13 protein-coding genes and 2 pseudogenes are annotated in these 15789 nt (G+C 65.7%); 10 read left to right on the forward strand and 5 right to left on the reverse strand.

Features of this window, described 5'->3' with window-relative positions; translation table 11 throughout:
- Positions 1-262: 262 nt before the first annotated feature.
- Positions 263-814: pseudogene (locus tag F604_RS11965) on the reverse strand (MiaB/RimO family radical SAM methylthiotransferase); the annotation flags it as partial.
- A 152-nt stretch (positions 815-966) separates the two neighbouring features.
- Between F604_RS11965 and F604_RS0105960 the strand changes: the two are divergent.
- From F604_RS0105960 to F604_RS0105980, 4 genes are all read left to right on the forward strand, one after another.
- Positions 967-3918, forward strand: coding sequence for an adenosylcobalamin-dependent ribonucleoside-diphosphate reductase (locus F604_RS0105960; RefSeq protein ID WP_019550837.1), 2952 nt, complete (start codon positions 967-969; stop codon positions 3916-3918).
- Between the two features lie 156 nt (positions 3919-4074).
- Complete coding sequence (locus F604_RS0105970) at positions 4075-4686, forward strand: phosphoribosylanthranilate isomerase (RefSeq protein WP_026329007.1); 612 nt, start codon at positions 4075-4077, stop codon at positions 4684-4686.
- A 7-nt stretch (positions 4687-4693) separates the two neighbouring features.
- Positions 4694-5488 (forward strand): inositol monophosphatase family protein, encoded by a 795-nt coding sequence (locus F604_RS0105975; RefSeq protein WP_019550840.1) that lies wholly within the window; start codon positions 4694-4696, stop codon positions 5486-5488.
- 13 nt (positions 5489-5501) lie between these two features.
- Positions 5502-5981, forward strand: a complete 480-nt coding sequence (locus F604_RS0105980) for a flavin reductase family protein (protein WP_026329008.1) — start codon at positions 5502-5504, stop codon at positions 5979-5981.
- On the opposite strand, the gene F604_RS0105985 is transcribed toward F604_RS0105980, so the two are convergent.
- On the reverse strand, positions 5978-6364 hold the full coding sequence (locus F604_RS0105985) for a M67 family metallopeptidase (RefSeq protein ID WP_019550842.1): 387 nt from the start codon (positions 6362-6364) through the stop codon (positions 5978-5980). The two genes, F604_RS0105980 and F604_RS0105985, sit on opposite strands and share 4 nt — an antisense overlap.
- Positions 6365-6411: 47 nt before the next feature.
- Here F604_RS0105985 and F604_RS0105990 point away from each other — a divergent pair, with 47 nt between their 5' ends.
- The 6 genes and pseudogenes from F604_RS0105990 (at position 6412) to F604_RS0106020 (ending at position 13332) form a co-directional block, all read left to right on the forward strand.
- The gene (locus F604_RS0105990) at positions 6412-8412 is read left to right on the forward strand and encodes an elongation factor G (RefSeq protein ID WP_019550843.1); all 2001 of its coding nucleotides are present in this window, start codon (positions 6412-6414) and stop codon (positions 8410-8412) included.
- 12 nt (positions 8413-8424) lie between these two features.
- Entirely contained in the window at positions 8425-9333 is a 909-nt protein-coding gene (locus F604_RS0105995) for an AAA family ATPase (protein WP_026329010.1), read from the forward strand.
- A gap of 14 nt (positions 9334-9347) precedes the next feature.
- Positions 9348-10497: pseudogene (locus F604_RS12610) on the forward strand (PEP/pyruvate-binding domain-containing protein).
- Positions 10498-10522: 25 nt separating this feature from the next.
- Positions 10523-11140, forward strand: a complete 618-nt coding sequence (gene trhA / locus F604_RS0106010) for a PAQR family membrane homeostasis protein TrhA (protein WP_026329013.1) — start codon at positions 10523-10525, stop codon at positions 11138-11140.
- A gap of 33 nt (positions 11141-11173) precedes the next feature.
- Positions 11174-11848 (forward strand): response regulator transcription factor, encoded by a 675-nt coding sequence (locus F604_RS0106015; protein ID WP_019550846.1) that lies wholly within the window; start codon positions 11174-11176, stop codon positions 11846-11848.
- 77 nt (positions 11849-11925) lie between these two features.
- On the forward strand, positions 11926-13332 hold the full coding sequence (locus F604_RS0106020) for a sensor histidine kinase (RefSeq protein WP_019550847.1): 1407 nt from the start codon (positions 11926-11928) through the stop codon (positions 13330-13332).
- Here the strand turns inward: F604_RS0106020 and F604_RS0106025 are convergent.
- The 3 genes from F604_RS0106025 to hemA form a co-directional block, all read right to left on the reverse strand.
- A complete protein-coding gene (locus F604_RS0106025) occupies positions 13286-13657 on the reverse strand; it encodes a DUF2089 domain-containing protein (protein WP_019550848.1) in 372 nt (123 codons plus the stop codon). The genes F604_RS0106020 and F604_RS0106025 overlap by 47 nt on opposite strands.
- Positions 13658-13815: 158 nt before the next feature.
- Positions 13816-14568: a cytochrome c biogenesis protein CcsA gene (gene ccsA / locus F604_RS0106035; RefSeq protein ID WP_015718036.1), complete on the reverse strand. Its 753-nt coding sequence runs from the start codon at positions 14566-14568 to the stop codon at positions 13816-13818.
- A complete protein-coding gene (gene hemA / locus F604_RS0106040; protein WP_019550850.1) occupies positions 14565-15743 on the reverse strand; it encodes a glutamyl-tRNA reductase in 1179 nt (392 codons plus the stop codon). The genes ccsA and hemA overlap by 4 nt, the downstream gene beginning before the upstream one ends.
- Positions 15744-15789: the final 46 nt, after the last annotated feature.

Genomic DNA, 15789 nt, shown 5'->3' on the forward strand with positions numbered 1-15789 from the left:
GGTAGGCGGAGCGGGGGTCAGGGCTGGCTATGGAGCCGAGGGAAAGAGCGAGTCTGGGGCCGCTTGTGGTGCGGGCGGTGACCAGAGCCATCACCAGGGCGGCCAGGAAGGTGAGGCGCCTGAGGTCGGCCTTCCAGTATCGCTTCAAGGCGTTGATGAGTGGGGTAAGCTGTTCCATGGGGACCACCTCCTATGGGTACCTGCCCATCCACGTGGGCGCAGGTCCATCCTAAAGGGGTGGTCCCACGTTTTGACGTGTACTGAGGCCCATCCTCAGAAGGGCCTCCGCCTCCGCCAAAGCATCCCGGTAATCCCGATGCCGTTCCTTGCCCCTTAGCCGGGGGATGATGCAGTAGGCGCAGCCCACCTGGCAGCCATCCTGCACCTTCAAAAAAGCCCGGACCCGGCTATTGAGAAGCCCCCTCTCCCCCGCCCCCCAGAACTCGTTGGGGGGGGTGGTGATGGGATCCGAGGGAAGCCCGAAATGCTCCAGGATCACCTTGGGAAGCTCCGCCTTGCGGGAGTTGGGCACCACGGCGTCGGCACCCAGCTCCCGCACCTCCTCCGGGGAGAGCTCGGCGTAACACCCCGTGACCACGATGAAGGCCCCTGGGTTGGCCCGCCTGGCCCGGCGGATCTCCTTGCGGGCATCGGCCTCAGCGGTGGTGGTCACGGCGCAGGTGTTGATGACCACCAGGTCGGCCCCCGCCTCGAGGGGAACCACCTCCGGCTCCAGGGCCTTGAGGAAACCCAGCAGGGCCTCGGTTTCCACCTGGTTCACCTTGCACCCGAGGGTGCGGAAAGCCGCGCGCATCCTTCCCATTCTGGTAGGCTAAGGGGGCTTAGTCAACAACCGCAAGCAGAGTGTGACCGACCCCACTTGCCGGGAAAACCCCAAAGGTTGTAGTATTCCAGGCGTCTGCCCCAAGATGTGGGGGAAACACCCCGAGGGGGCCTGGAGGATTTATGGAACGGTTTTTCTTTGACGATCACGCGCAAGCCATCGCCAGGCGCCAGTATTTCCAGGAAGGGGACGGGGATATTCTCGGGATGTTCCGCCGGGTGGCCCGGGAGATCGCCAAGGTGGAAAAACCCGAGGACCGGGTCTACTGGGAGGAAAAGTTCTATGACCTCATGGCCTCCAAGCGCTTCTCCCCCGGCGGGCGCATCCTGGCCGGGGCAGGCACCCCCCACGGCAACCTCCTGAACTGCTTCGTGCAGGGGGCCACGGAGAACCCCCCGGAAAGCTTCAATGGAATCATGGAGGTGGCCAAAAAGCTGGCCCTGGTCACCAAGGTGGGCGGGGGGAACGGGGTCAACCTGGACCCCTACCGCTCCAAGGGGAACCGCCAGCGCCAGGCGGTGCGGGGCGTGGCCTATCTTTCCGCCCGCCACCCCGACGTGGCCGACTTCATCCGGGGCCTCATGCGCCCCCCCACCAACCCGGAAGGGGAAAAGGAGGAGATCGCCCTGAGGAACTTCGTGCGGGCGGTCTACGGGGAGGTTTCCCCTGAACTTAAGGACCTGGCGGAACGCTACGGGGTCCTGGTGGTCCAGGAACCCCCTCCCGGAGCCATCCAGGTACCCGACGACATGGGGGGCATTGTGGAAGCCGCCAAGGCGGCAGCCGCCTTGGCCCTGAAGGGCCTCGAGCCCCACGTGGACTTCTCCCTCCTCCGGCCTGAAGGAGCCCCCATCCGGGGCTCCGGGGGTACCAGCTCCGGCCCGGTGAGCTTCCTTATGGAGATCTTCGACAACTTCCTGGAGTGGGCCGCCCTGGGAGGGGAGGAAGCCGGGCCCGTGGCCACCTTACGGTATGTGTACGCCCCGGTGCTTCGGGTGGTGAGGCAGGGCGGGACCCGCCGCGGGGCGGGGATGGCTACCCTTTCCATAGAGCACCCCGACCTCCTGGACTTCCTCACCGCCAAGGACCTGGACCGGGAAAAGGCCGAGGGGGATATCTCCACCTTCAACATCTCCGTCCTGGTCACCGAAGCCTTCATGAAGGCCCTCGAGGAGGACGCCCTCTGGCCCGTGACCCCCATTGAGGTGCCGGGAAAGTACTACCCCCATCCCCTAGGAAGCACCTACACGGGCCAGATCCCTGCCCTGCCGGAGCGGGAGGATGGGGCCAAACCCGTCCCCCTTTTCGGGGGCAAGGTTCCCGCCCGCTGGCTCTGGCACGAGATCGCCTGGCACGCCTGGGCCACCGGGGAGCCAGGGCTTATCTTCGTGGACCGCATCAACGAGCTTTCCGCCCTCAAGGGCCTCGGGCCCCGGTACCAGATCCGCTCCACCAACCCCTGCGGGGAAATCCCGCTCACCGTGGGCGAGCCCTGCGATCTTGGGGCCTTGAACCTGGCCGCCTACGTGAAGGACGGGGAGTTCCAGATGGAGGAGTTCAGGAGGGATGTCCACACAGCCATCCGCTTCCTGGACAACGTTCTGGACGTGAACAGGTTCGCCCTCCCCGATAACGAGGAGGCGGCCAAGAAGCTCAGGAGGCTTGGCCTCGGGGTCATGGGCCTGGCGGACGCCCTCATCAAGATGGGCCTCCCCTACTCCTCCGAGGAGGCCAGGGAGAAGGTCTACGAGATCATGTCCGCCATGCGGGAGGAGGCCATCAAGGCCTCGGAGGCCCTGGCAAAGGAAAGGGGGGTCTTTCCCCTCTACGAGGCGCACCAGGAGTACTTTGAGGCCCTGGGAATCAGGCCCAGGCGCAACGTGGCCCTCCTCACCGTGGCCCCCACCGGGACCACCAGCATGGTCATGGGGGTTTCTAGCGGCATCGAGCCCGTCTTCAGCCCCTTCGTGTGGCGGCGGATCGGCGGAGAGTACAAGCCCCTCCTCCACCCCCTCTTCGTGGAGCTGATGGAGACCTACCCGCCCCATCCCGATTACGAGAAGGACGGAAAGTGGGACTGGGAGAAGATCATCGCCGCCATCCAGGAGGACGGGCACGGCTCGGTCAAGAACCTTCCCTTTGTCCCCGAGGCGATTCGCCGGGTCTTCGAGTGCGCCCACGACATCCATCCCCTGGACCACGTGCGGATGCAAGGAGCCGTGCAGCGAGCCTTCGACGCCGAAGGGTACGCTGCCAACTCGCTCTCCAAAACGATCAATCTGCCCAACCACGCCACCGTGGAGGAGGTGGAGGAAGCCTACCTGGAGGCCTACCGCACGGGGTGCAAGGGCATCACCGTCTACCGGGACGGCTCCCGGGAGTTCCAGGTGCTCACGGTGAGGAAAGAGGAGAAGAAGGCAGAGGAGGACAAGGAAGAAGCTCCCTTGGCTTCCCGCCCTGCTCCCCAGGCCCCCTCGCCAGCGCCTCAACCGGGCACCCCCATGTACGAGCGCCCGGGCAGGCTCATGGGCTTTACCGACATGGTCAAGCTCCTCTCCCCCGACGGGGGCAAGCGGAGCTTCCTGGTCACGGTGAACATGCTGGGGGGAAGGCCCATAGAGGTCATCCTCACCTCGGGCAAGGCAGGGGACGAGGCCAACGCCGACTCCGAGGCCCTGGGCCGGGTGGTTTCCATCGCCCTGCAGTACGGGGTGCCCCCAGAGGCCATCGTGAGGACCCTAAGGGGCATCAACGGCGGTCTTTACGGCACCTACCAGGGCAGGCTGGTTTCCAGCAAGGCGGACCTGATCGCCGTGGCCCTGGAAACCATCCCCGAGGTCCTGAAGGGGGAGGCCACCGCTGCCAAGGCAGTCCCTGGTCAGCCCCGTGGGGGCTACCTTGACGAGTTGACCGAGGTACCCGCTCTCTCTGGCGGTTCGCTCGGGGTATGGGGGCCCCAAGGCGGCCTGGCCCTGGCGGGAGCCACCAAGTGCCCCTCCTGTGGGGAGGTGGCCCTGGTGCGGGAGGAAGGATGCTACAAATGCCAGGCCTGCGGCTACTCCAAGTGCGGTTAGACCTCAGGTAAGGGTGTCCAGGCCCCACCAGCCGCCCTGGTGGGGCCCTTAAACTAAGGGCATGGTCCAGCCCCGGCGCTTCACCTGGGAGAAGCACCCTTACCTTTTGGAAACAGGGGTGATCCAGGAGGACAAAGGGAGGAGGGTTCTCCCTTGATCCGCATCAAGATCTGCGGCATCACCCGGCTGGAGGACGCCCTTCTGGCGGAAGCCCTGGGGGCCTTCGCCGTGGGATTCGTCTTTGCTCCGGGCTCCAGAAGGCGGGTGGACCTCGAGGTGGCCCGGACCATCTCGGAGGCTTTGGGCCCCTTTGTGGTTCGGGTGGGGGTCTTCCAGAACCAAGGCCCCGAGGAGGTGCTGAGGCTTGCGGAACAGGCCAGGCTCCAGGTGGTCCAGCTGCATGGCCAGGAGCCTCCGGAGTGGGCCGAGGCCATCGGCAAGCACTTTCCCGTCATCAAGGCCTTTCCCCTAACCGGTCCTGCGGATCCCGGCTGGGCCCAGTACCCCGCAGGCACCCTTCTGCTGGATAGCAAGGCTCCAGGAAGCGGCCAAACCTACCCCAGGGACTGGGCCAAACCCCTTTTGCAAACGGGAAAGCGCATCATCCTGGCGGGTGGGATAACCCCCGAAAACCTGGAGGAGGTTCTGGCCCTGAGGCCCTACGCCATCGACCTGGCCAGCGGGGTGGAAAGGGCCCCGGGGATAAAGGACGAGGCCAAGCTAAAAGCCCTTCTCGCTAAGGGAAGGATCTGGAATCCCGGCGTATGATGGGGAAGTGACTGGCAGGAAGCATCCCTACTTCCCCTACCTCGAGGCCATGCTGGAAGCCGCCCACCTGGCCAAGGGCATCCACGCCTATTACCAGGCCAAGGGCTTCACCCACGGCACCAAGTCCGGCCCCACCGACCTGGTTACCCAGGCGGACCGGGAGTCGGAGGAAGCCATCAAGGAACTTCTCCTCTCCCGCTTCCCCGAGGCGGGCTTCTTGGGGGAAGAGGGGGGAAGCGAGGGGGGCAAGGCCCTCCGCTTCATCGTGGACCCCCTGGACGGCACCGTGAACTACGCCCATGGCTTTCCCTTCTATGGGGTTTCCCTTGCCCTCGAGGTGGAAGGGAAGGTCCAGGTGGGGGTAGTGCTGGACACCAGCCGGGACGAGGCCTTTTACGCGGTACGGGGGGAAGGCGCCTTCCTAAACGGCCGGCCCATCCGGGTCACGGAACGGAAGGAGCTTTTGGGAAGCCTCCTCGCCACGGGGTTTCCCTACGATGTGGCCAAGGACCCGGAAAACCTCACCTACTTTCACCGGGCCCTGTCCAGGGGACTCCTGGTGCGCCGGCCGGGGGCGGCGGCCTTGGACCTGGTGTATGTGGCCGCCGGGAGGCTGGAGGGCTTCTGGGAGGTGAAGCTGAACCCCTGGGACGTGGCCGCAGGCTGGCTCATCGTGGAGGAGGCGGGGGGCAAGGTCACCGACCTGGAAGGAAGGCCCTACCGCCTTGGGCACCGCTACATCGTGGCCACCAACGGCCACATCCATGAGGCCCTCATCCAGACCCTCCTGGCCCAGGGCTAGAATGGAAACCGGTATGGACCTCGAGGCCAAGAAGAAAGTCCTGCGGAGCTTCACCTATGGCCTTTACATCCTGACGGCCAGGGACGGGGAGGACTACGCCGCCGGCACCGTGAACTGGGTGACCCAGGCCTCCTTCACCCCTCCCCTCGTCGCCCTGGGGGTTAAGCGGGATAGCCGCCTGCATGAGCTTATCCAGCGCACGGGCAGGCTGGCCCTCATGACCCTGGCCCAGGACCAGAAGCAGATCGCCCAGGACTTCTTCAAACCCACGGTGCGGGAAGGGAGCACCCTGAACGGCCATCCCTTTGAACCCTCCCCCACCTTTGGCCTTCCCCTCCTCACCGAGCTTCCCTACTGGCTCGAGGCCGAGGTGCGCCACATCTACGAGGGCGGGGACCACAGCGTGGTGGTGGCTGAGGTGGTGGAGGCCGGGGTGAGGCAGGAGGCCAAGCCCCTCATCATGTGGGACACGGGCTGGTTCTACGGGGGCTAGGGCAGCAAGGCCACGGGTACCTCCAGCCCTTCCGGTAGAAGGAAAGCCCTGACCCCATCGGTGCCGAAGATGACATAGGGCACCCGCCAGCGGGCCTCGCGGATATCGGTGGGGCTGGGGAAGGCAGGCCCCCGAGGATGGGAGTGGTAGATGGCCAGGAGGGCTAGACCCTCCCTTTCCATCTCCTTTAGGGCCCGAAGCAGGGCCAAGGGCTCGGCCAGATATCCCACCAGAGGCTCGGGATGGGCGTTGGGCAGGGGAATCACCCTCTCCACCTCCCGCCTCCCCGCCCAAAGCCCCACCCCTTCCCTGGGCGCCTCCTTTTGGAGGTGGGTGCGGGTTTCCTCCAGAAGCCTCCTGGGCACGTAGAGCACTTGGGACAATCGCCCCCTCCTTAGGCCTATACTATGGGCACCAAGAAGGAGGGAAGATGATCCCAGGAACCTCTCCCATCCGAACCGTGGCCCTGGTGGGCCATGCGGGAAGCGGCAAAACCACCTTGACCGAGGCCCTGCTTTTCCGAACCGGGGCCAAGGAACGCATGGGCCGGGTGGAGGACGGCACCACCACCACCGACTACACCCCCGAGGCCAAGCTCCACCGCACCACGGTGCGCACCGGGGTGGCCCCCCTGAAGTACAAGGACCACCGCATCTTCCTCCTGGACGCCCCCGGCTACGGGGATTTCGTGGGGGAGATCAGGGGGGCTTTGGAGGCCGCCGACGCCGTCTTGGTGGCCGTATCCGCGGAAAACGGGGTGCAGGTGGGCACGGAAAGGGCCTGGACCGTGGCCGAGCGGCTTGCTCTTCCCCGCATGGTGGTGGTCACCAAGCTGGACAAAGGCGGGGACTACTACGCCCTTCTGGAGGACCTCCGGGCCACCCTGGGGCACATCCTGCCCATCGACCTGCCCCTTTTCGAAGGCGGGCGCTGGGTGGGGCTCATCGACGTCTTCCACGGCAAGGCTTACCGGTACGAGAACGGGCAGGAGGTGGAGGTCCCCGTGCCCGAGGAGGAGCGGGAGCGGGCCGAGCGCTTCCGCCAGGAAGTCCTCGAGGCCATCGTGGAAACCGACGAAGCCCTTCTGGAAAAGTACCTGGAGGGGGAAGAGGTGACCGGGGAGGCCCTGGAAAAAGCCTTCCACGAGGCGGTGCGCCAGGGCCTCCTCTACCCGGTGGCCCTGGCCTCGGGCACGGAAGGCATCGGGGTCCTGCCCCTCTTGGACCTGATCCTGGAGGCCCTCCCTTCCCCGGAGGAACGCTTTGGGGAAGGCCCCGCCCTGGCCAAGGTCTTCAAGGTGCAGGTGGACCCCTTCATGGGCCAGGTAGCCTACGTGCGCCTTTACCGGGGCAGGCTGAAGCCAGGGGATACCCTCCAAAGCGAAGCGGGCGCTATCCGCCTACCCCACCTCTACGTGCCCATGGGCAAGGACCTCCTGGAGGTGGAGGAGGCGGAGGCAGGGTATGTCCTGGGCGTGCCCAAGGCGGAAAACCTCCACCGGGGCATGGTGCTCTGGCAGGGGGAACGGCCGGAAAGCGAGGCGGTACCCTTCGCCCGCCTGCCCGAGCCCAACGTGCCCGTGGCCATTAAGCCCAAGGGCAGGACCGACGAGGCCAAGCTGGGGGAGGCCCTGAGGAAGCTTCTGGAGGAGGACCCAAGCCTCAAGCTGGAGCGCCAGGAGGAGACGGGGGAGTTCCTGCTTTGGGGACACGGGGAGCTTCACCTCACCACCGCCAAGGAGCGCCTGGCCGACTACGGGGTGGAGGTGGAGTTCTCCGTGCCCAAGGTCCCCTACCGGGAAACCATCCGCAAGGTGGCCGAGGGACAGGGCAAGTACAAGAAGCAGACCGGGGGGCACGGCCAGTACGGGGATGTGTGGCTCCGGCTGGAACCCGCCCCCGAGTACAGCTTTGAATGGCGCATCACCGGGGGGGTGATCCCCAGCAAGTACCAGGAGGCCATTGAGGAGGGGATCCTCGAGGCGGCCAAAAAGGGGGTCCTGGCGGGCTATCCGGTGATGGGCTTCAAGGCCATCGTCTATAACGGCTCCTACCACGAGGTGGACTCCTCGGACCTCGCCTTCCAGATCGCCGCCAGCATGGCCTTCAAGAAGGTGATGGAGCTGGCAAGCCCGGTTCTTCTGGAGCCCATCTACCAGATCAAGGTGATCGCCCCCCAGGAGCGGGTGGGGGATATCCTCTCCGACCTCCAGGCCAGGCGGGGGCGCATCCTGGGCATGGAGCAGGAAGGGGCCCTGGCGGCGGTGCGGGCCGAGGTGCCCCTGGCGGAGGTTTTGGAGTACTACAAGGCCCTGCCCAGCCTCACCGGGGGGGCAGGGGCCTACACCCTGGAGTTCAGCCACTACGCGGAGGTGCCCCCCCACCTGGCGCAGAAGATCGTGCAGGAGCGCAAGAGCGCCGAGGAAACCTAAGCCTTGGAGGCCATGGCGGAAACCCCCCTTCAAGCGCTTGCCCGGCTCCGGGAGGCCCTGCAGGAGGTCCTCTTCGGCCAGGAAGAGGCCATAGAGGCCCTTCTGGCCACCCTGCTGGCCCGGGGGCACGCCCTTTTGGAAGGCGTTCCGGGCCTGGGAAAGACCCTCCTGGCGGAAAGCTTCGCCAAGGGAAGCGGCCTGAGCTACAAGCGCATCCAGTTCACCCCCGACCTCCTGCCCCAGGACCTCACGGGAAGCGAGGTGTTTAGGGAGGGGCGGTTTGAGTTCGTGAAAGGCCCCCTCTTCGCCCAGGTGGTCCTGGCGGACGAGATCAACCGGGCCCCGCCCAAGGTGCAGTCGGCCCTCCTCGAGGCCATGCAGGAACGGGCGGTGACCGCAGGAGGGGTGCGCTACCCCCTGCCCGAGCCCTTCTTCGTGGTGGCCACGCAAAACCCTTTAGAGCTCGAGGGCACCTACCCTCTCCCAGAGGCCCAGCTGGACCGCTTCACCGCCAAAATCCCCTTCCGCCCCCCCAGGCGGGAGGTGTGGCTCAGGATTCTCACGGAGGAACCCCGGATTCCCGAACCCCTGGGGGTGGACTTCCCTAAGGCCCAGGAGGAGGTGCGGGGGGTCAGGGTGGCCAGGGAGGCCCTCGAGGCCATCACCCACGTGGCTTTTCTCACGCAGGAGGACCGGCGCCTGCGCATGGGCCTCTCCCCCCGCGGGGCCAAGGCCTGGCTGTCCCTGGCCCGGGCCCTGGCCTACCTCAGGGCCAAGCCCCTGGTGGACTGGAAGGAGCTAAAGGACGCAGCCTTCCTGGCCCTTCCCCACCGGCTTTTCCTCACGGAGGAGGCCCTTTACGAGGGGGAAAGCGCCGAGGGAATCCTGAAGGAGCTTCTCAAGAAGGGGGGCATCCCCTAGGAAGGAGGCAAGGCATGCGCTGGATCCGGTTTTTTCACGAGGTGGGCCTGGAGGATGTGCCTTTGGTGGGGGGTAAAAACGCCTCCCTCGGGGAGATGATCCGGGAGCTAAGCCCTTTGGGGGTGAAGGTGCCCGGGGGGTTTGCCACCACCAGCGAGGCCTACTGGTATTTCCTCACGGCCAACGGCCTCAAGGAGGCCATCGCCCAGGAACTTAAGGACCTGGACCCCGATGACCCCATCCTCCTGGCCCGGGCAAGCCGTCGCCTGAGAAACCTGATCCTGAAGGGGGAATATCCCGAGGACCTGGAGGAGGAGATCCGCCAGGCCTACCGAACGCTTTCCCAGGAAGCCGGGGAGGAAGCCCTCCCTGTGGCCGTGCGCAGCAGCGCCACCGCCGAGGACCTCCCCACCGCCAGCTTCGCCGGGCAACAGGAAAGCTACCTCTACGTGCAAGGGGAGGAGGAACTCCTCCTCCATGTGAAGCGGGCCATGGCTCCGCTTCTCCGACTTCAAGACCAACGAGTACGCCCGCCTCGTCGGGGGGCACCTCTTTGAGCCCAAGGAGGAAAACCCCATGCTGGGCTGGCGGGGGGCGAGCCGCTACTACCACCCCGACTACAAGGAGGGCTTCCTCCTCGAGGTGGCGGCGGTCAAGAAGGTGCGGGAGGAGATGGGCCTCAAGAACCTCATGGTGATGGTGCCCTTCTGCCGCACCCCCGAGGAGGGGGCCAGGGTTTTGGAGGTGATGGCGGAGGGAGGCTTGAAACGGGGAGAGGAGGGCCTCGAGGTCTACGTGATGGCGGAGATTCCCTCCAATGTCCTCGAGGCTGAGGCCTTCGCCGAGCTCTTTGACGGGTTTTCCATCGGCTCCAACGACCTTACCCAGCTGGCTTTAGGCCTGGACCGGGATTCGGAACGGGTGGCCTGGCTCTTCGACGAAAGGCGGGAAACCGTCAAACTCCTCTCGGCCATGCTCATAGAAAAGGCCCACGCCAAAGGGAAAAAGGTGGGCATCTGCGGCCAGGCTCCTTCCGACTACCCCGAGTTCGCCGCCTTCTTGGTGGCCAAGGGCATCGACTCCCTAAGCCTCAACCCCGACGCCCTCCTGCGCACGGTGAAGAAGGTGGCGGAGATCGAAGCCGCCCTGGACTCTGGTGCCTGAAGCCCAAGTCAGGGTACGCTGGGGCATGGTCCGCGAACCCTTTAACGCCCTAAGCCATGCCCTGGGGGTGCCCCTAGCCCTTTTGGGAAGCGCCTTCCTCCTTCTCCTCGCCCCCAGGGAGGTCTGGCCCGCTCTCCTCATCTTCGGGCTCACCATGGCCCTCATGTTTGGGGCCAGCACCCTTTACCACGCCCTGCGGGTGGGGGATCGAGCCCTGGCCTGGCTCAGGCGGCTGGACCATGCGGCCATCTTCCTCTTCATCGCCGGAAGCTACACCCCCTTTCTGGTGGAGGGCCTTCAGGAAAGCTGGAAACCCTTCGCCCTGGGCCTGGTGTGGGGTCTAGCCCTCCTAGGGGTGGGCTTCCGCCTCTTCTTCCTCAAGGCCCCCCGCTGGCTCTACACCCTGGCCTACCTGGCCCTGGGTTGGCTTTCCGTCTTCTTTCTCCCCAAGCTCCACCTGCCCCTTTCCACCTTTGCCCTCATGGCCCTCTCCGGGGCCTTCTACACCCTGGGAGCCTGGGTGTATGCGAGAAAGAAGCCTGACCCCTGGCCGGGGAAAGTGGGGTTTCACGGTCTGTGGCATCTCCTGGTCCTCGTGGGAAGCTTTTTTATGTACCTGGCGGTTCTAAGCCTGTACACCTAGCTTTCTCATGAGAAAGTGAGTATCCTGGAGGGTATGGAACCTCCCCTTATCCTGATCGTGGAGGACGAAAAGGACATCGCCCGCTTCATCGAGCTGGAACTGCAAGCCGAGGGCTACCGCACCGAGGTGGCCTACGACGGCATCACCGGCCTTTCCCGCTTCCGGGAGGTGAACCCCAACCTGGTGATCCTGGACCTGATGCTTCCCGTCATGGACGGGATCGAGGTGGCCAAGCGCATCCGCAAGACCTCCAACGTCCCCATCCTCATCCTCACCGCCAAGGACCGCATCGAGGACAAGGTGGAGGGCCTGGACGCCGGGGCCGACGACTACCTGGTGAAGCCCTTTTCCATAGAGGAGCTCCTGGCCCGGGTGCGGGCCCACCTGCGCCGGGTGAGCCCCGCCATCACCGGGGAGATCCGGGTGGCGGACCTCATCATCAACCTCGAGGGCCGGGAGGTTTTCCGGGGGGGGCGCCGGATAGAGCTCTCCAACAAGGAGTTTGAGCTCCTAGAGCTCCTGGCCAAAAATCCGGGCAAGGTCTTCAGCCGCTACGAGATTGAGGAGAAGGTCTGGCCCGGCTACCAGGGAGGTAGCAACGTGGTGGATGTCTACATCGGCTACCTGCGCAAGAAGCTGGAGGCCGCGGGGGAAAGGCGCCTGATCCACACGGTGCGGGGCGTGGGGTACGTGCTCCGTGAGGATTGACGCATCCCTCCCATGCCCCACCTTGAAGCAGCCCTAAGGGCCTCCTCGCCGGGGTTCCAAAGCCAGGGCAGGGCGGTATGACCCTGCGCTCCCGCATCACCCTCCTCACCGCGGGCCTCCTCCTGGTAACCCTGTTGGTGCTGGGGCTGGCCCTGGAAGGCCTCTTGCGGGGCTTCCTTTACCGCTCCCTGCGCCAGGAGCTTCTGGAGGCCAGCAACCAGGTGGTCCGCCTCCTGAACCTGGGCGGCCAGACCCTCCTGGAGGCCGGGCTTCCCGCAAGCCTCTATGCGGAGCTCCAGCTTCTTCCCGAGGAAAACCCCGCCCTTCTGGCCCGGGAAGGAGGGATCAGCCTGCAGAAAAGCCCCACCTTAGGAAGCCAGCGCCTTCTCCTAAAGGAGGCAGACTACCGCACCCTTCTGGAGCGGGGCGAGGCCTGGGCCTACGCCGAGCTGCCGCGGGAAGGACCCCCCTTAAAGCTTCTGGTCTACGCCCGCCGGGTGGAGGTGAACCTTTCGGGAACCGTGTGGCAGGGAGCCCTCTTGGTGGGGAAGCCCGTGGAAAGCCTGGAAAGCACCCTCTCCCAGTTCGCCCGCATCTATGCGGGGACGGCACTTTTGGTGCTTCTCCTCTCCATCCTCCTGGCCAGGAGCCTGGTGGCCCGGGCCCTGGAACCCCTGGAATGGGTGGCCCGGCGGGCCGAGGCCATCACCGCCCGCCCCGAACCCCTGCCCGAACCCGAGGGGCGGGACGAGGTGGCCACCCTGGTGCGGGCCCTGAATGGGATGCTCTCCCGAATGCAGGAGGCTTTTCTGGCCCAGACCCGTTTCCTGCAGGATGCCTCCCACGAGCTTAGAACCCCCATCACCGCCATCCTGGGCCATGTGGGCTACCTCCTCCGCCGCACCCCCCTCACCGAGGCCCAAAGGGAAAGCCTGGAGATCGTAAAACGAGAAGCAGAACGTATGGGAAAGCTGGTCTCAGACCTCCTGGAGCTTTCCCAAAGCGGCACCTGGCGCATAGAGCCCGTGCCCCTAAGGGTCTTGGACCTCCTGGAGGAGATCCGGGAGGAGTTCGCCCCCGGGTTTGCGGGGGAAATCCGGGTGGAGGCCGACCCCGGCCTCTACCTCCTGGGAGACCCCTACCGCCTCCACCAGGTCCTGGCCAACCTGGTGACCAACGCCATCAAGGCCAAGGCGCAAAGGATTACCCTCAAGGCCTTCGGGGTGGAAGGGCGGGTGGTGGTGCGGGTGGAGGACGACGGGGAAGGTATTCCCCAGGAACACCTCCCCCGCATCTTTGAGCGCTTCTACCGGGTGGACAAGGCCCGGGACCGGGAGCGGGGGGGGTCAGGGCTGGGCCTCGCCATCGTGAAGGCCATCCTCGAGGCCCACGGGGGGGAGATCTGGGTGGAAAGCGAGGTGGGCAAGGGAACGGCCTTCAGCTTCTCCCTTCCTTCAGCCGCGCCACCGCCTCCTCTACGCTGATCTCCCCCCGGCGCAAAGCCTCCAACACCTCAAGCCTGTCTTCCCCTTCCTCTGCGGCCTCGTAGCCCAGGGCCTTGAGGAGAGCGTCCAGCCGCGCCCGCACCGTGGGGTAGGAAACCCCTAGGATCCTCTCCACCTCCTTCAGGTTGCCCCGGGCCTTCACGAAAAGCCGCAGGAAGTCCAGGTGGTCCTTGGAAAGGAGGGCGAACTCGTTCAGCTGGAAGCGGCCGTGCACCTCGGTGCCGCAAGAGGGGCAAAAGAGGACCTTCACCGCCAAAGGAGCCTCGCAGGCCGGGCACCGCACGGGAACGGGTTTCATCACCATAGCCCCACCTTGATCTCTACTTCCTCCGCCTCCAAAAGGAGCTCCTCGTGCCTCCTCTTCCCCGCCCCCGGGTCCCACCATGGGCTCCACATCCTTCACCTCCTTGTGAAGGATTATAAACCCGTTGTTCCAAATCTGTCAAGTTGAGGTTTCCATATCTAAAACCCCAGGCCCGAAGGATGGCGGGAACCCAGGAAAGGAGCGCCGATGAAGGCGAAGAGCAAAAGAGCATAGGCCAGTAGGAGCAAGGCCATGCGCGGGTAGCCCTGAAGCCTCTCCTCGAGAAGGAAGTAAAGGGTGAGGCCCAGCCAGCCCAGGAGCACGGAGATCTCCTTGGGATCCAGGGCCAAAGGGCTACCGAAATACCCCCAGGCCCAGGCCATGCCGCTGGTCAGGCCCAAGGTGGTGGCCAGGTACCCCACCCGAAGGTAGCCCTGCTCCAGCCGCCTCAGGCTCCAAAGGGGGGCGGAAAGCAGGGCTTTTTCCGGCACCGACCTTAGGCGCAGGTCCTGCATGGCGCACATCACCCCTGCCCCCACCCCCACCGCCAGGGCCAGGTAGGCCACCAGGAAGGCCCCGGCGTGCACCAGGGTAAGGAGGAGGGGCAGGCTTCCCCCCGGATGGGGCAGGGCCTTGAGGGCAAAGAGGCCAAGGAGCATGGCCAGGAGAACCAAGTAGCGGCGGAGAGGGGTAAGCCTTGGCCGAAGCAACAAACTCTCCCCCCGCAAGGCCAAAAGCCCCCCCAGGACCAAGGCGGGCTGGGCTGGACCCGAGAAAAACCCCTTGGCGAAGGCATCGGCCAAGGCGGCCCCCAGGTACAGAAAGGCCCCGAGGAAAAGCCCTCGAGGCCAGAACAACCCCACCGCCAGGAGGAGAACCCCCACCAGGGCCAGCAGGGAAACCGCGGTCATAGCCGTGGAGGACGGAAGGCCAGAAGCGGGCACTCCCCAGGGCAGGGAGGACCCTGGAAAAACTCCTGGGTCCGGGCCTTTACGGCCAGAATCCAGGGATGGGCCCTGCGCCCCGCCTCCTTGTGCCAGGTAAGGGGATCGGCCTCCGGGTACTCCCGCACCACCTCCTTATAGGCCAGGCCCTTCAGGGCCCGTATGGCCTCCCGCACCCGGTGGCCCGCATACCACTCCAGGTAGTCCCCAATGGCTCCCTCTATGAGGACCTCCACCTTGGGCACCTCGCCCTGGCGGGCCTTGAGGTTCTTCTCCACCACCCGCTTGAGGTCGTCCAGGTTGTACAGGTAGGCCTGGGGCAGGCGGCCCACCCGGGGGTCGATGTTCCGGGGCAGGGCGATGTCGATGAGGAAAAGGGGCTTGGACCGCCTCGGCAGGTCCTCCGGGCGCACCAGGTAGTGGGGGGCAGCAGCCGAGGCCACCACCAGGTCCGCCTGGCGCAGGACTAGGGGAAGATCCTTAAGGCCATACGCCTCCCCTCCAAACCGCTCCGCCAGGGCCTTGGCCCTCTCCACCGTGCGGTTCACCACCAAAACCCGGTCCACTCCCTGGGCCTTCAGGTGGGTAAGAAAGAGCTCCGCCATTTCCCCCGCCCCCAAAACCGCCACGGCAAGGCCCGTGAGGTCCCCGTACACCGCCAGGGCCAGCTCCAAGGCCGCGTAGGCCACGCTCACTGCTCCCGCCCCGATGCCGGTTTCGCTCCGAGCCCGCTTGCCGAGGGCGATGGCGGACTGGAAGGCCTTCTCCAATAGGCTTTCCGTGGCCCCATATTTCCGGGCCAGGAAGAGGGCCTCCCGCACCTGCCCCAGGATCTGCGCCTCCCCCATCACCAAGGAGTCCAGGCCCGCCGCCACCCGAAAGAGGTGCCGCAGGGCCTCTATTCCCTCCTTCTGGTAGAGGTGGCGGGCTTCCACCCCCCGGGAAAGCAGGAGGGCTTTGGCCTCCTTGGGGCTACCCACCCCGTAGATCTCCGTGCGGTTGCAGGTGGAAAGCACCACCGCCCTGCCCAGGGTGCGCAGAGCCGCCGGCAGGGCCACCGCTGGGTCCAGGGCCGCCCGCTCCCGCACCTCCACGGGGGCGGTCTTGTGGGAAAGGCCCACCAGGTAGAGGGGCAGGGCCATAGGCTGCCCCACAGTATACGCCATGGGGATAGGGGCATATGCCCTA

The organism is Thermus scotoductus DSM 8553 (assembly GCF_000381045.1).
Lineage (GTDB): Bacteria > Deinococcota > Deinococci > Deinococcales > Thermaceae > Thermus > Thermus scotoductus.

Coding starts and splice junctions, on each gene's coding strand:
- F604_RS0105980 (WP_026329008.1), top strand. CDS start 5,502: ATGGACCTCGAGGCCAAGAAGAAAGTCCTGCGGAGCTTCACCTATGGC.
- F604_RS0106020 (WP_019550847.1), top strand. CDS start 11,926: ATGACCCTGCGCTCCCGCATCACCCTCCTCACCGCGGGCCTCCTCCTG.
- F604_RS0106015 (WP_019550846.1), top strand. CDS start 11,174: ATGGAACCTCCCCTTATCCTGATCGTGGAGGACGAAAAGGACATCGCC.
- F604_RS0105960 (WP_019550837.1), top strand. CDS start 967: ATGGAACGGTTTTTCTTTGACGATCACGCGCAAGCCATCGCCAGGCGC.
- F604_RS0105990 (WP_019550843.1), top strand. CDS start 6,412: ATGATCCCAGGAACCTCTCCCATCCGAACCGTGGCCCTGGTGGGCCAT.
- trhA (WP_026329013.1), top strand. CDS start 10,523: ATGGTCCGCGAACCCTTTAACGCCCTAAGCCATGCCCTGGGGGTGCCC.
- F604_RS0105995 (WP_026329010.1), top strand. CDS start 8,425: ATGGCGGAAACCCCCCTTCAAGCGCTTGCCCGGCTCCGGGAGGCCCTG.
- hemA (WP_019550850.1), bottom strand. CDS start 15,743: ATGGCCCTGCCCCTCTACCTGGTGGGCCTTTCCCACAAGACCGCCCCC.
- ccsA (WP_015718036.1), bottom strand. CDS start 14,568: ATGACCGCGGTTTCCCTGCTGGCCCTGGTGGGGGTTCTCCTCCTGGCG.
- F604_RS0106025 (WP_019550848.1), bottom strand. CDS start 13,657: ATGGTGATGAAACCCGTTCCCGTGCGGTGCCCGGCCTGCGAGGCTCCT.